The following is a 15,890-nucleotide window of genomic DNA, read 5'->3' on the forward strand; positions in this document are numbered from 1 at the left end:
CTAGTTTAGATGATTTTTAATAATTAAGAACCTCTGGCTTAACGCCTTGCTTTATAACACTCAAAACAAATCTTTATTTTTCCCTTCACAAATACTTCACATGCTATGATTAAAAAAATAACGTACAACTTCGTGCTTAAACCAGAAACTAATAGAAACGGCCTTCATCCGGTTTACTTACGAGCCTTTCAAAGTGGCAGAAAGGTAGAAATAGCTACATCGGTTGCGCTACCTAATAAGGATTGGTCAGTCAGTCGACAACGTGTTAAAAAAGCAAATAAGCTTTACGAGAGACACAATGCGATCTTAGACGCATACGATAAAAAAGCATTAAAACTTCTGATCAATAATTTTGTGAATGAGGACTCACCAATTACCTTACAACAGTTCAAAGATCACATTCTTTCAATTGGACAATCTGATGATAGTTTCACAGACTATATTTTAAATCACCTGAAAGAAAATCGAGCCAGATTAAGATCAGAATCTTGGTATAGCTATAAATCACAAATCACTAAGTTACTTAAATTTAAAAAAACAATTTCCTTTTCTGATATCACTGAAAAATTCATCAATGATTATCATCATTACATGATAAATACACTCGGCAATAATGAAAATACAGCCAGCAAAAGTCTAAGGTCATTACGTACTTTTGTGAATGTAGCCCTCAGATATGGCTATATGAAGAAGAGTCCATTTAAATATGTAACAATTAAAAAAGTGGATGGAAAGAGGGATTTTCTTAGCGCAGAGGAGTTAAACAAGTTAGCACAAATTTATCTCAATGGTAAAATCACGGTTCCGATTGAAAAAGAGATTCTTAAGTATTTCTTATTTTCTTGTTATACTGGACTAAGATACTCGGATTTGAAATCTCTTCGAATGAATTCAATTAACGGAAATATGCTTCAAATTAAAATGCACAAGACCGGTTGTCTAGTTAGTATCCCTCTTACTCAAAAAGCCATTCAACTTCTTCCAGGAGCAAATTTTGAAGCATCTGAATCAGTTTTTCGGATTTACTGTAATAAAGTAACTAATCGAGTTTTAAAACAAATAGGTGTCAGATATGACATCCCCAAAAAGCTTACTTGTCATGTTGCCAGACATACATTTGCAACCGTATCAATAACCCTTGGCATACCAATAGAAGTGGTGAGCAAATTATTGGGGCATACCAATTTAAAGACCACTCAAGTTTATGCAAAGATTGTTGACAGTGTAAAAGAAAGAGAAATGAGCAAGTGGGATAATTTGTGATGCTTAGTCAACTTTCTGTTTTAATAAAAGACGCGACGACATATTGTCCTTATATACGAACCATTGGGAGTTCGCGAATAAAACGATCAACATCCTGCGATATACTATCTTTAAGACAATACACCTTTCGGTCGGTGATTGTCAGGTTATAAAGTCTTGCTCTTGAAGTCGCGACATTGAACCGGTTTCTATTAAACACAAAGCTCGGGTTCCCGTCGATATTCAAGACAAGTATTGTAATATCTACGGTGAGCCCCTGTACTTTGTCGATCGTTTCTATTATTAATCCGTTGTTGTTATTGCCAAGACTGAGTACTATTTCCTGCTGAAAATAAAGCACATCTCTTTTGAAAGGAGTGAGCAAGGCAATGGAAAATGTCGGATTCCGAGTTTTGATCTCTGTCAACAAGTCCTTCAAAAAAGAAGCTATTATTTCCAGATCATTGCGGTCTGAAAGATCATCTGCTAAAGCCAGCTGATGAGGAGCAGCGACGTTAAAATACTTTTGAAAACGTTCATTCAATACAAGTTCGCTTGGTGCGTTCTGATGCCCAGTTAACAAGCCGTCATAGAAAAAACCTGTCATATTCGCGTTAAAAGGAGAAAGTCTGAATGACTCCGTTAGTAGAAAAGCCTTATTAGCTGAATTTCGCATTAGCGTATCCAGGCCATTGACATATCTGACCATCTCCGGGTGAATCGTGGTCATGGAGCTTTCATTAAGTACAATTGGCGGCAGCTGCATCGGGTCGCCAATTATCAATGTCTTTTCGGCAAGGTTTGTAAATGAAAACAATACAGGTAGAAATGCTTGTGATGCTTCTTCGATAACAAGAATATCAAATAATTTATGACCATTTGCCGCAGCCGCGGACAATTTGTAATATGTTGTGAGTAAAACGGCTTTCGGAACAGCCATTATTTCACCCGCATCTTGCAAAAATGGATGTGCCTGCAACTCATTCTTCGTCAGAGAGGTTTTATAAACCCGAAAATTGGTCGATTGATCCGCAATACCAGCTTTACCGGCAATTTCTGTCAGGGCTTTATTAGAAAGTGCGGTTATACAAACCGATTTCCCTTTCTTTACCTCACGTGCAACTAAATCAGCTGTCAGGGTAGATTTCCCAGTACCCGGCGGCCCCTGTATAATGACTAAGTTTTTCAAATTCAGTTCACTCTGGATCAGATCGATCTTTCCACCATTGAACGGAACCTGCTCGTAATTTTCATTCGAATAGTCAGACAACTGGATGTCTTGACCTATGGCGGAAACGTAAGCTTTGAGATTTAAAAGGAATTGATATGGAGGCTCTTTTTCTCCCAAAATTATTTTAGTTCTTTTTCCGGCAGAAAGATCTAATTCGAACTTATCGAAAACCTCGATATCGATATTTGCACAGCCTAAGTAATGGAATCCATCGTCATCCTTGTCCAAATGATAAACAGGAACAGGCTCTGAATTTTCACGATAATGGCAGAATGAACTTGTTCTAAATTCTTTAAACTTAATATCCCAGGAACCTAATCTCTCTGTTCCATTTTCAGTCTTATAAAGATAAAGTGAATATGGAGTTCCTAGCCGAGGCGCTTTGCCTTTTGAGAATTTGAAAATTACATTTCCCCTGGTTCGATCAACGGCTGATAATTCTCCCGCAAAGGCTCTCAATCTGGTGAACAACACAGTCATCCGGGAGTTCATATAACTCTCCCACGAGAGTGCAAGCTCATTTAGCTGCCAATCGAAAAATTTCACCTGATCATTTACCGTTATCATCAGAAATCTGAGATTTTGGAATTACTATTAAAACCGCTGAACAAGCTACTAAACATTGAACCACCTTTCAGTTGGATCAATAACATCACCGCTACTGACTTATCATATTGTGTGTCGTATATCGATTCCTGATCAAATAGGTTGGCAACGATTTTTATTTTATCGTCTTTATCATCCGTGGCGATGGTGAAAAGCAAATTGTCTGAACTATCCACCAGATCCTTTTGGTTCGTAAATATCTGATGTCCATTACTATTTAATACAAAAAGTTCTGTTGATTCTTTTTCCAGTGCATTCCAGGCGTTCAGCGTGATACGTAATAAATTCTGCTTAGCAGAACGGGGAAGTATCGTTAGATATTCATCGCCTGACCGTACCTTTTCCAGCATTCTTTTCTTAATGCAGCTCTCGAAATTTTGCTCGACATAGCTGATATCATAACCCTGTATTTTGTAATGTTTCATCGCTTTAAAGCAAGCGATCAGCCAATGGCTTGACAGTTCTGAAGAAGAGAGTTTTCTCCGAAATAATCGCTCTAATTCCTGGATCTCCTCCTCACTCAGGTCATCGCTATTCTTAGAATTTGAACCTGATTTTTTTGGAAATAATTTAGCCCGAACAAGGGACATTGCATCATTAGCGCTCATCGTTTTAAGACAAAAAGGTATTTCCTCCTCCAGTCCCGCGCTAACGTAGTACGTTTTTCCTGCCTCCCAAACCCGCTCTCCTGTACCGATACCATCCGCGAGTACCTCACCTTCAAAAATAACCTGATAGGGAATAAAATAACCCTCGAAGATATTGATCACATATTCATCATATTTTTCCCAATCCTCATAGAAGTCAGCCTCAAGCCGCTTTGATAAGGACACTAACCTCTCTTGATCCACGCTCTCCTTTAAAACGGCCGATATCATCTTATATCCTGGTGGTAATGCCAGGTCTTCGGGGATCAGAAAATCATCATTGCTAAAAATATGGCTGGCTACTTCAGTTTTATGAATACCCCAGGAAGTCTGAATCTTGTAATACGAGCACTCTTTACTGAGCAATTTCAACCGAAATAGATCTTGTTCCGGGTTTGAATAAACTGGAAATTTACGGATATCAAAATTTACGCTCTTGATAGCTGCAAATTCTGTATAAAAGTCTATAATGTGGGTTTGACACCAGGAAAAATCAAAATCTTCTCTTGTTTCACAATTTTCAAGGAACCTTGCTGTATTGATAAAATGATTGATCGAATTATTTAATTTTCCTGTTAGTTCCTCCAGCGCATCAATATCCTTATCTCTTACAGCCTGCCGATATAAAACATGACTATAAGTTTCGTCAACTGCCCCTTTATCTATCAGGAATTTTTTCTTGTTCGCGTCTCCGTCCATCCAGCTTATTAAATAATCGTCTGGCCGCTCTGTATCAAATAAAACATCAGCATCGTCGCAAATGATCGATCCTTTTGAGATCAGTGGATAAATCGACCCTTCATATTCGATCTGATAGTCCGTATTGGGTACCTTGTTCTCATACATAAAATCCAATAATTGCTTCAAACCCTCTGTAGAACCTTCATCTGCTTTTGTAAGTGGATTTGGTGCTGCAAGTTTTACCCTTCTTGCGCTTGTCTGCTTGTTGAACCAATATGGTATCAGTACATATAGGAACTGCATAAAAGATAGCTCTTCTGTTTGAGCGACGATTCCCGATTCAATTAGCGACGAATTATAGGTCTTCAGTACAAAGACATTGGTTCTCAAAGATTCTTTTTCATCTTCACTAAGTAAAGCGAGCTTTTCTAAGACCTTCGATAAATTTTTACTACCCTCACTTATGTTCGGCAACAGCTCCCTCAATTTGAAGCCAACCTGAACAGATAGGTTCAGTTGATTTATAAAATTAACCGAGATCGTATCCTGGAAAAGGTCACCATCGATCGTTTTACTATCCAGTCTGATTTTTTTCGCTAACAAAGGGTAAATGTTGTAATCGGCAGCCGCCTTTTGGAGCATTCGGGACAAAAGATCAACAATTGTATTACTGTGATCATACCTTTCATTGCTCATTATATCGATAAAGAACGAGTCTAGTTTTAAAAGGTCAGGCAAACCTTTTGTAAGATCAACATAAGCCTTTCCGAGTATTTGTTTGTCTTCAGGATGTATAAAATAGCTATTGAAGGCTGATGGATAAACAAAATCTTCGTTATCATACAATTCAGGTAGTGACTTCCACTCGCTGAGATTATTCCGGAACCAGGGTAATTTGGCAATCGTCCCAATTTCTATTCCTTCAAGCGTCCGTAGTATTTCTAAAACTTCTTTTCGATCTACTGTTTGCAGATTAGTTAACTGCCCGGAAAACAAGCCTGTTATCCTGTTATAAACAAGTTTATCGTTGGCAAGATAGGTATTGTTGTCTTTTTTTAGAGCAGCTAGTAATTCTGGATATTCATCGACGTTAAAATTAGTTATTGCATACTCGATTTTTCTTAATTGTCGAAATAACCGGCCTGTCAACGCATTACGAAATAATCGATTCTGCTCAGATCCAAATTCACTAAGGTTGACGAATATTTCATTCTTCCTTCCGAGTCTAATGAAACTAATTAGTGATATATCCGCAAAGGTGAGTTCCTTTTCGCAGGCTTTGTTAAGCCACCCTATAAAACCCTGCATTCCCTGCGCATCAAGTTTTTTAAGGTTTTCGTTAAAGCGACTTCTCGTCTCGGGGTCTTTCAGCTTTTCCCTTAACTCTTTATAGCTAAATACTTCGATGCCCAGATACTTGGTCTTTAGCTTTCTTTTGTCCAGCAACGGATTAGCCAATGATTTCGTTGTGCCTGTAAGATCGCTGAAGGCCGGCCAACCTATAACCTCCGCAAGACCGGTATCATCGATCATCAGCGATGCCGCTAAGGATTTTTCACCAGAATAGGTCGGGATAAAGGGAATTTCGGAAATTCCTAATGCCAGGCCTTTATTAAAAGCCGCATTGATCGGTCCCAGGTCTTCATGTTCTTCATCCAGCAGAACGTCAGGCAATATGTTTAAGTAACTACTCCAGTATCCCTTGCTTCCCGAAAGGCTGCTTAGCCATTTTGTAAGCTCATAGCCGATGTTAAAGAAAAGATAATGATTCCAGACGTTTTCTGAAAGTATACCCTCTCTGTCCGTTTTAGAAATGAAGTCGGCATTGATGATGAACGGAAAGCGATAACGCTGATCCGATGTCGGCAAATAGTTATACAAAATGGATTCCGCTACCGGGATCTTTTCTATTTTATCTTCAATATTTTTAACTGCAAAAGACAACACCGTGCTTTTCAATCGCCCAAGCTTTTCGGGAATATTGTTCAGAATATTACCGTTTGCATCTTTAAACGCATATTTACCTTCTTCGAGTTTAATATGTTCAAAATGAAAGCCGGCCTTTGAAAACGCATCATTGTTGATCTCGATCTCTGCATCGAAAGTATTGTAAGCAGATTTCAGCACCCCATCTGAAAAAACCTTGGTCAGGTCATTCGCCTTAGCCACCTCAATTACTCTCTTTGCTCCCACAGGAGGCCAGTAATTTATCCTTCGGGCATTACGCAAAAACAGCAAGAATCGCGGGTCATCGACCAAACCGGCTATCATCTCATCGTAGCGCTTCTCATGGATTTTAGATGCACCAACCATTAAGGCGATATTAACGTTGTTGCGTTTTGAAAAATGCGAACGGATCTCCTCAGGCAACTCGGTCAATTCAGTCCATATCGGCTTAATTTGCCAGGGTATATTGTCGATGTTGGTATACTCCTTTTCCTTTTCTTTAGTTTCCTTAAAGAATTTGGTTTGCTCTGCAAACGAAAACTTTGACCAGTATGGCTTGTACAGATCTCTGAAATTGGTGTAGATTTCAGCAGATTTATCAAATTTGAAGGAATAATCTTGTGAAAAGATATACACGGTTTCACTGTCAGAAAACACAGATTTAAAGCCAATGCCCTTATAACCAGTTTTGGTTTCATCTGCACGCTTGGTGCTTTTAGCTGCATCACAGATTGCCATTACATCTCCACGGCTGAAATATTGGCCATTGTGACAAAATAAAAAGAAGTTGTCGAGCAAACGTATTTCTATGCTCACCTCCTTGTCGGGCATAGGCATATCGTCCGCATTCTGTATTAGCTCAAAAATAAAGCGCTTGGTCTGAGTGTAAAGTTCAAGTTGGTTAAGCCGTAACTGCGCTGCGATAGAAGCCGCGTCTCCCGGATTTTCTCCTTTCCGCCCAAACCAATCACCAATAAAACTTTTGGCTGATATTACACCCAGTGATTGTGTCAGCTTTTTGACATCCGTTACTATTAACTGGAATGGGTGATTATATTTCTGCCGATATTGGTCTTCCTGGATATCGACTGTAACTTCGTATACATTTCCTTCTATAAACCCGGCAGTCCGATATACTCTGACTGCCGCCGTTCGATTAAATTCATATCCTTCTGCCGATGGAAAAATTAACTGTCTGTCGTTAGCTTTTAAATGGAAGACGCCATAGGATTTCCTGTCTTCTGAAGTCGCCGGAACCCAAGAATAAACGGCAACGAATTTGAGGTCTTCATTGCGCCAATATTTTACAAGAATAGCTTTTGCACTTTCACGGGATAACATTTGCTTAAATGATTAGGATTCAAGTCTTACTAAAACTCTAAAATGCTAATTAATTCATAATGCGAGCAAATTCTATGTAAAATAGAAAACACGAACAGGTGTTCTTCAAAACAATAATTATTCCAGGAGATCAGAAATGATCTTCCCGGCACTTATCGTGTATTGACAACCCTTTTTTGACGGAAAATACTATTTGCTATTTCGCCATATAACGCGATATTTTTTAACTGTACTTAACTTATAACCATGAGTATTAACTATCTCGGCATTTTTTATACCCTCGTCGAAAAAGCAATTTAAGATAGTTACTATTTCAGGTGTTATTTTTGAGCGGTCGCCAGTTGAGTAAGTAGTGCCATGAATATGCTTTTTAACAAAATGCCCGGCAAACTTGGTTTCTTTACAGATCTTATCAAGTGCCAGTCCTTTTGCCCGCAGATCTTTTATCAATTGGATATCTTCAGACCGATCCTCTCTTTCCAGCACATCTTTTAGATAGCTGTAAGCCGCGCTATGGGAACATCCGATCTCATTTTTAACTGCCTCAACGCTCTTAGTTCTTTCATAGATAGCTATTGCCAGGTCTTTTTTCCTTTGTCTTTCTACGCGATGTTTGGAATAAACTGGGTTAGTATTAATACCGGTCGTGTGCTTTTTAATAAATGGGACCTTCATTCCTGTAAGCTTACTAATCTCACTTCTTGAATGCCCGTCTTTTTTTAGTTTTTTCACGCGTGCCTGGTTCGCCTTCCATTCTCCGGGAGTAGTGGTGTCGCTATACAATGCTAAAATTTTATCCGCGTTAATTTCTTTCGCTTTAGGCATGGTAAGGCCTCCTCATAATAGAGCCAGTTTAGAAATGGCTTAACGTGTGAATTGTCCAAACGGGCATAATGAACCCATCCTCCTTTAGCTGAATATTTGGAAGGGTTTTTGTTCCGCGATTCCTTTTTGAAATTAAATCCTTAATCTCGTAAAACCTCGATTACATCGTCAATGAAACCCTCACTGCCAGAGCAGATTTTCACACTTCCCCAAATAGTGCCCTTCGAGTTGTTCGGAAAAATCGATCCATCACCATCAATATATCCACGGAAAAAATCCCTGAAGTATGCTTTTGGTAATTTCTCCGGCCACCGCAACTGCAACGATTTATTGGGAATACAGCCATGGGCCTCCATCCATTCGCCAAGAAACTTACTGCGTTTTCTAAAAACAAATAATTCCTGATTCTTCTCTTTATTGACATTTGCTGAAGCGTCAATAAAGTTTTTAACCATCTCAACGAAATCCCTGTCCTTTGAATAAAATGATATTCGATATCGGCCCGAATCTTTAAAGACATTTCCATCACTCATATAGCATCCCAACAAGTAGTATGCAAGGGCACCTGGCGGGGAAAAATGCTGAAATTGAATGGACACAGAATTGAATTATTTATTGAGGAATTGCTGTTTGTAAATTACTTATATGGACTGAGATTTATCAATAACGATTTCCTGATTAACTGAACTTCTTCTTTTGTTAACCCGGCGTTACGGAAGGCCTCCAATAATTCTTCCTGCCGTGGTTGGCCAAATGTTAAACGGTAAAGTGAAAGCGTATCTTTAATACGTTCAAAACGCAATTCATCCCGGCTGAATTCGTGAATTGGAACAAATCGTTCGATCTTATATTCACCGTCATTAAGATACCAAAAAGGAACCATGTCTGAATCGCCAGACTTTTTCAAGGTTGCTTCGGCCAATTTGAATAAGGCCGGCCAGAGGTTATCTGTCCCGTTTGCTAATTGATCTAATGGAATTTTGGCTGCGAGACACTGACGGATAACGAAGGCTTTGTAACGGTTTATTCTTCCTTCCCGCTGTTCCAGATCGATTGGATTATGAGGCAGATTCCAGTGGACGATCTTCCTGCAATAATAATGAAAATCCAATCCCTCTTGCCCGATGGAAGTGGAAGTTAATACAAAGGGCCTGAATGGTGAATTAAATATCTCACGCACATTGACCATCCGCTCGCTGCCCGCTTCCGTGCTTATTTTCTGATCACCATAGCTGATCGCAAAATGACAACGCATATCTTTTCCCCTGTCAGAATAAAACTCTGTACGGTCATCAACTTTTACATTCGTTGTCTTAATTGATAAAACATTTTCGATACCAACGGCAATATCCGCTGCAGACTGTTTGTTTTCACAATCCTTCAGCAGATAAATATATTCTTCCAGCATGGCTTCGATATTACCTGAAGCACAGTATTCCAAAACCTGTTTCCAATAAAAATCATTTGAGGTACTTAGCCGCACGATCGAAATCGATTCCGGTTTATTAAAGAGCGAGGTAAATGCTTCAGCTGTTTGAAAGGCGGATAAACCAATATTTGATTCATCAGGGAAATAACGTTTGTAAATACGATAACTCACATTAGCCGGACTCGTTAAAATGATGTCAGCAATTACCTGATAGAGATCTTCCGGAAAGCAGCCTAAATCATCAATTTCGCCTGCGATAACCTGACCTATAAACTTTTGAAGATAAATATAGTGCATGCTTTTACCTACTGCGCCCTGACCAGCCATTAACGCCATATTCAACTTATGATCTCCAAGGCGGTCTAACAATGCGGGCAACAACCAATACCAACGAATATCAGGACGCTCAGTTTTTTCAAATTTTGACTGAAAACCAGTGGCGTTCACATTTCTCCGGATCGTGTCCGCAGTTTTGTCTTTTATATCCTGATAGCTATTATGCTCCTCAAACGGTATTCCATCCCTCGCAATCCAATTGTGAATAATCTGTGCTGGGTACGTCAGGCAAATATTGGTCATGTGTAAACGGTCTTCCTTGTTAGGATAGGTTATCAGCGGACGCGGATGCCTTTTATTGTCGTCTTTGAAGTAAGTACGTTTTTCCTTTTCCTGATTGGCAGACATATCCTCTTTGGCAATAGTCCTTCGCTCAGCTTCGTAAGACACCAGGCTCGAAACAGCCCGCGGAACCATAGCCCAACCTGAAAAAACAAGTATCTTAGAATATCCATTGGATTTACTGAATACACCAAATGGTTTGTAATATGGTTTAGAAGGCGGTATCCATAATAATAATTCTCCATTCTGACTAAAACATTCGTTTGCCAGGGCGCGTAACTTGCCGTTAGGGTAAGCTTGGACACCATTGACCATACCGATAGGCTGGTATTTATTTATCTTATTAAAATCGATAAACGAATCTTTGTTTTTCCGGAGAATGGAGCGTATGCTTTCTTCTTCCTTGTAGGAATTTAATACCTCACGCAGTTTATAGCCACGGAGATACGATAATGGAAAGGGAACCGATTTCGAGAATTCCATCGTAGCGCTTGCAAACCGGCCATGGGACATTAATTCTTTTAATTCTTCTGTAACCTGGTCGACAGCAATAAAATTCTTAATGTCTGCCGGTATGACTTTTATCTTATCGCGCGTTCCGGAAACCAGCATATCATCATCATCGTTTGCAACGCTCATCCGCTCGTTGCGGGTCATAACAGCTTTCAATTGATTTTCGAGGGAGGTCTTAACAGCTTTTGCATGATCAAAGTCGGCCAAAGCCTCTTTCGGAAAACGCAATAACTGAAAAAAAGTCTCCTGGTCTTTCTGTATGTCGGCCCATATTTTTTCGCCCTTTGCACCACCCAAAAAGATGATCAGCTTCCTGAATTCATCAAAGTGGTTTTCATACGATAATTCTTCTAAACGGGTAGTAAATGACTTGAATGGGGTTGCAGACAAAAGCAATACCCGGGAATCATCATTCTGCAATACCTCTTTAGCGATCTCACCGGCTTCACTTTCGTCCTCGCCATCCAGTAAAGTCTTAAACCGCTGAAATTCGTCCAGAATGAACAGATCGGCATCTAAAAATGAAACACAGACTTGCGTCAATTCAAAGCGCAAAACCCGGACAAGTTCCTTTGAAAAGTATAGAGGATCTGACCTTTCGTTGCGGTTTAAACGATCTATTAGCCTTCTTATACCTTCCCATAGGGTAATTTGGTAGTCACCGATCAGGTTTGCTGCTCTTGGCATCCGCCAGTTTTCAAATGGCAAACCTTCCAGCCGCTGTTTTAGCAAATTGCTTAGCTCTGGCCTTAGCTTTTCATGTCCATGGTTTATATAATAACGCGCAAGATTATTCCAGCTTTCTTCACCAACCTGGTAGTTACCCCGAAAGATCCTGATCAGCGTGCTTTCCCGGTTTCTGAAATATAGATGATCATGTAGCAACTTCAGTATGATGGCACGTTCCTCCTTAATTCCCACGCCCTTTGTAAGAGTGAACGAAGTTGATGGTGTCAGTGAACTTAATCGCAGCGGCAGACTGCTTGGCTGCGGTCGGTACGCAAGGAAGATCAGCCGACTGAACGACTGGGCGGTTTCCCAGAACGGGTTTAGTTTTTGCAGATTCTGCTGGGCAAGCACCTGATTGGAGCAGATATAAATAACATGGAAAGGCCGGCCAGGCTCATAACTACGAGCTAATGATTTGATCAATACCCCTTTGGCAATGATTGTTTTTCCAAGCCCTACTTCGTCTGCAACCAGAATTTTTTTGCGATGGGTGTCATAATATTGCCCAACGACGTAATCTACAGTTGCCCGCTGAAAGTCCTTCAGGGTGCCATCTATTTTCGAGATCAGTCCCAATATTTCTTCAGTCATTGGCAAATTGCTTAAAAACGTCCCAAACCGGCTTAAAATCACTTACTATTTCGCTGTTCATGCGCTCAAGCCTGATCATTACCTGATTGATCTCCTTTAGTTTTAACGGAGAACGCGATGCTGCAAGCAGCAAATATTCGTAGATAGGCGGGCTGAATTCCTTTGCCTGTCCGTCTCTTCCGCCAGTAACATTGTCGTCAACAGTGGATTCACCAATCAAATCCATTAGTCCATCATATTCATCGGGGGCAAGTAAAAACTGGAGGTATTTATAAAATGACTGTTTATTGTTAAACAGTTCATTGAAAATCACATCATCCCGTTCGGCAGGCATATTTTTAATATCAGCTTTGACTACTATCCGGCATTCAGAGCGTCCATCGACTGCAATTTCAACTGATAGAAAATGGGACAGATGAGTCATAGCGATATTCTCGAAAAACCATTCATTCAAAGTACCTGCATTTAGGTTAAAGGCAGGTTCACTGCGGTGTATCAAAGCCACAGATAAAGTCACCCGTGTATTGAATGTCATAGAACTTAGATCTACAGATAGGCTAAGGTTGAAGTTTTGCTGATCAGGGCGTTCTATTACTCTTCCTTTGTAAACGGCAGCACTTAATTTATAATTTAACCGGCGAAGAAGCTGATCCAGTCTTTCTTCCTCAGGTTCTATTGTCCGTAAACTTCTCTGGTAAGGCAGAAAGACTCGGCTTTGTTCATTCAATAACTGTTCAATCATTGCCTCATAAGATGCCCTCTGGGACTTGGCGTTTAATTTTATGAGGAATTCAGTGTTCCGGTCTTTTGCCGGAGCAGTGGCGTTAGCTGACCCCAAATACCAGCTGGTCAAATTTTTACGCCGGCCGATATAGAATTTAGCATGTAAATCCTGATAAGCAGCCTGGGTAGATTCACTGTCAATAGTGTGCTCTCCGTCCCGGACGGCATTATTAAAATAAAAGGGCTCGATATCTGCAAGCAAAGCTTTATCCAGCTTATCCAATTCTTCTTCCCGGCTGAAAAGAACAACTTTTTCGTTCCTGCTTACCAGTTCGTTTAACGAGGGATCATCGACAAAAGGTGACACAACCAGAAGTTCGTCAAATCCGGTGGCATATACAGGATTGGGAAAATCAGCATTCATACTTCCACCTATGATTGGAAAAATGGCGGAGCTGTTAAAATCTGCCGGAAAATCAAAGTCAACAGTACCCAGTTCCCGAGCTATTTTTCTGTCCATTTGCTGCCCTGTTTTAACGTAAAAATGCTTCAGGAATGCCACCAATCGTTCACCGGATGCTGTTTTTTGATTTGGCTGAGGCGAACCCTCTGCGAAGTAGGAGATATCCCATGAACGGTCAAATGTCAGGTTCCGGCTTAATACAGCCATCCGATAGATCACTTTCCGTTTACCTGCAAACCGAAGCACCCATATTTTAGGATGAAACGAACTACGGTCATCATCGGGCAAGACTTCAACGATACAGTTTTCAATGAATGCAAGCAAAGTGGAATAGGAATCCGGCTGATGGATTTTTCCACGCTGGCAAAATACCGTAACTCTTTCTTTGCTCTTGCGGATTGCTTCCAGAACGTCAAACCGTGTTTTAGAAAAATCACCGTCAAGTGACCTGTTGTAAAACATAGCCACAGGTATGGCCAGAAGAGCAAGCAGGTCGAGGGAGTAAGTAGTGCCAATAGCGTGAGTAAGTTCGAAATCCTTTGAAGGACTTGCGAGCAGATCACTATAAGTTAATCGGTTTTGTTTGAAATCAAGCATTAAAGGCGGAATATAAATCGTTCATGATCGTTCTTACCTGGTAAAACCTGTAGGGGATTTCCCGAATGCCAACCCAGTCGTAATATTCCCCAGACCGGGAAGCCAGTTTCGATTTTTCGTTTTTATTGTTGATCTCCTGATTGCGTACCAGTTCATCAATTTTCGCTTCGTTGATCACAGGCTGCATCAGTTCTTCATAAAATTTCCTTAAAAAATTTTGAGTAAATTTCTTTGTCCTGGGAGCAATTTTCTGCAGTAAATAGTTAATATCGAACCGCTGTAGTACACTTTTTTGAGTATTAAAAGAGGAAAGCCATTCCATCCACCGATCATCAAACCCTTCCACTCCGGCTTGTCTGTGCAGGAGAACATTAAACCTGATATGTGCTGCATGGATCAAAAAAGCAAAATCCAAAGCGATCTGCAGCAGGTGTGAACTGGCATCACTAAGACGGCCGCCTTCAAGCAGCAGATTTCCAAAAACCTCAAAGTTAGGCGACTCACGCGCAAAAGAGGCGTCTTCTTCGTAAATCATTAAATGTCTTAAAATGTTCTCCGGCCGCTTTCGCCCAGCTTCATCGGCGCGGAACTGATCCCGCAGATAACTCGCTTCATCCCGGCTGAGGTCGAGCTTCAGCGGTTCATCAGTTTCGGGAAATTTATGAAGGTTCAGTCCAAACCCATCCAGTTCCGAAAACATATCGGGATCATCGGTTTCCGTTCCTGTCGCATTATTTCGGATCATTCCCGCCAGCGTATTGTAATGCAAATAATCATTGAGAGAATAATGCGTGTCGATAATATTATGAATCCTTATCCCATTCCAATAGATTGAAGATGCCCGCCGGGCAAGCTCTCCATCATTAGCCGCGACGCTTACACCAATAACTCCATTATTAACCTCGTAATTATAGTTTTCGGCTAACTCATGCATCAGCGCGTGTTCCTTTTCTCTTAACCAGATACTAAGTGCCGGCACATCCTGTTTATTTTTATAGGCGGTCACATAATCCTGTATCAATTGGGGAAGTAGCAGAAAATATTTTGGTCTTGTCTGGATAGTGGAGACCCCGGGGAAAAGCCAGTCTGCAAGGGCGTCACGAACGACACCGATGCCTAACTCATCAACCGTACCCGGTTCTCCGAGCATGTCTATCACAGAAAATACCCTATCACGATGTTCTTTAGAAAAATCTATCCAGCCTAAACCAGCAGCCATGTGTTTATTTAAAAAAACTTTTAGAAATGACACCAAATTGCTGCCGTGCCGATAATATTTAAAACCGTAAATAAGATTCAGGCAACATCGGAGTCAGATGAATATATCAAATATGCAATAATTATCCGAACAGTAATTAGTATCCTGCTCCCTTATACAATGTTTAATACTTAAGTTGATAGGACAATTGAAAAAATTTGAAATAACACCAAATTACATCTTAAAAACATTCTTAACCAACTGTTAATTAGACACATGTTGCTACTTGCAGTATTGCAATTAACGAAGTTTAAAAGAATTAAATCAATAATTAGATAATTATAAATTGATATTAAATCACGTATAAAAAGTATTTGACAAATAGATATTGAAATAGGATTTATAATTTAAATTCTATTTGTCTCTCCATATATATTATTCATAATAAACTATGTCAATTTTGTTCAACAGCCAAAAATTCTTATCTTTATATATCATTTGAATTCAAA

8 protein-coding genes are annotated in these 15,890 nt (G+C 40.0%); 1 reads left to right on the plus strand and 7 read right to left on the minus strand.

The genetic code is table 11. From position 1 onward, the window contains the following. Positions 1 to 132: 132 nt before the first annotated feature. On the plus strand, positions 133 to 1,263 hold the full coding sequence (locus LT679_RS09175) for a tyrosine-type recombinase/integrase (RefSeq protein ID WP_232177171.1): 1,131 nt from the start codon (positions 133 to 135) through the stop codon (positions 1,261 to 1,263). Positions 1,264 to 1,312: 49 nt separating this feature from the next. Here the strand turns inward: LT679_RS09175 and LT679_RS09180 are convergent, their stop codons facing one another. From LT679_RS09180 to LT679_RS09210, 7 genes are all read right to left on the minus strand, one after another. Beyond that, positions 1,313 to 3,040, minus strand: coding sequence for an AAA domain-containing protein (locus LT679_RS09180; RefSeq protein WP_232177172.1), 1,728 nt, complete (start codon positions 3,038 to 3,040; stop codon positions 1,313 to 1,315). Next, a complete protein-coding gene (locus LT679_RS09185; protein ID WP_232177173.1) occupies positions 3,040 to 7,695 on the minus strand; it encodes a sacsin N-terminal ATP-binding-like domain-containing protein in 4,656 nt (1,551 codons plus the stop codon). Before LT679_RS09185 ends, LT679_RS09180 begins: the two co-directional genes overlap by 1 nt. A 189-nt stretch (positions 7,696 to 7,884) precedes the next feature. Beyond that, the gene (locus LT679_RS09190) at positions 7,885 to 8,520 is read right to left on the minus strand and encodes a hypothetical protein (RefSeq protein ID WP_232177174.1); all 636 of its coding nucleotides are present in this window, start codon (positions 8,518 to 8,520) and stop codon (positions 7,885 to 7,887) included. Between the two features lie 140 nt (positions 8,521 to 8,660). Next, positions 8,661 to 9,119, minus strand: coding sequence for an LAGLIDADG family homing endonuclease (locus LT679_RS09195; RefSeq protein WP_317206541.1), 459 nt, complete (start codon positions 9,117 to 9,119; stop codon positions 8,661 to 8,663). 38 nt (positions 9,120 to 9,157) lie between these two features. After that, on the minus strand, positions 9,158 to 12,400 hold the full coding sequence (locus LT679_RS09200) for a DEAD/DEAH box helicase (RefSeq protein WP_232177176.1): 3,243 nt from the start codon (positions 12,398 to 12,400) through the stop codon (positions 9,158 to 9,160). Then, on the minus strand, positions 12,393 to 14,183 hold the full coding sequence (locus tag LT679_RS09205; protein ID WP_232177177.1) for a phospholipase D family protein: 1,791 nt from the start codon (positions 14,181 to 14,183) through the stop codon (positions 12,393 to 12,395). Before LT679_RS09205 ends, LT679_RS09200 begins: the two co-directional genes overlap by 8 nt. Then, positions 14,176 to 15,402 carry a DUF6361 family protein gene (locus LT679_RS09210; protein WP_232177178.1) on the minus strand — a complete coding sequence of 409 codons (1,227 nt, stop codon included), beginning with the start codon at positions 15,400 to 15,402 and terminating at the stop codon, positions 14,176 to 14,178. Before LT679_RS09210 ends, LT679_RS09205 begins: the two co-directional genes overlap by 8 nt. Positions 15,403 to 15,890 lie beyond the last annotated feature (488 nt).

It is taken from the genome of Mucilaginibacter roseus, from assembly GCF_021215455.1.
Taxonomy (GTDB): Bacteria; Bacteroidota; Bacteroidia; order Sphingobacteriales; family Sphingobacteriaceae; genus Mucilaginibacter; species Mucilaginibacter roseus.

Bases quoted from the DNA above. Each gene is read 5' to 3' on its own strand.
- LT679_RS09205 (WP_232177177.1), bottom strand. From the start codon at position 14,183: ATGCTTGATTTCAAACAAAACCGATTAACTTATAGTGATCTGCTCGCA.
- LT679_RS09210 (WP_232177178.1), bottom strand. From the start codon at position 15,402: ATGGCTGCTGGTTTAGGCTGGATAGATTTTTCTAAAGAACATCGTGAT.
- LT679_RS09180 (WP_232177172.1), bottom strand. From the start codon at position 3,040: ATGATAACGGTAAATGATCAGGTGAAATTTTTCGATTGGCAGCTAAAT.
- LT679_RS09185 (WP_232177173.1), bottom strand. From the start codon at position 7,695: ATGTTATCCCGTGAAAGTGCAAAAGCTATTCTTGTAAAATATTGGCGC.
- LT679_RS09200 (WP_232177176.1), bottom strand. From the start codon at position 12,400: ATGACTGAAGAAATATTGGGACTGATCTCGAAAATAGATGGCACCCTG.
- LT679_RS09190 (WP_232177174.1), bottom strand. From the start codon at position 8,520: ATGCCTAAAGCGAAAGAAATTAACGCGGATAAAATTTTAGCATTGTAT.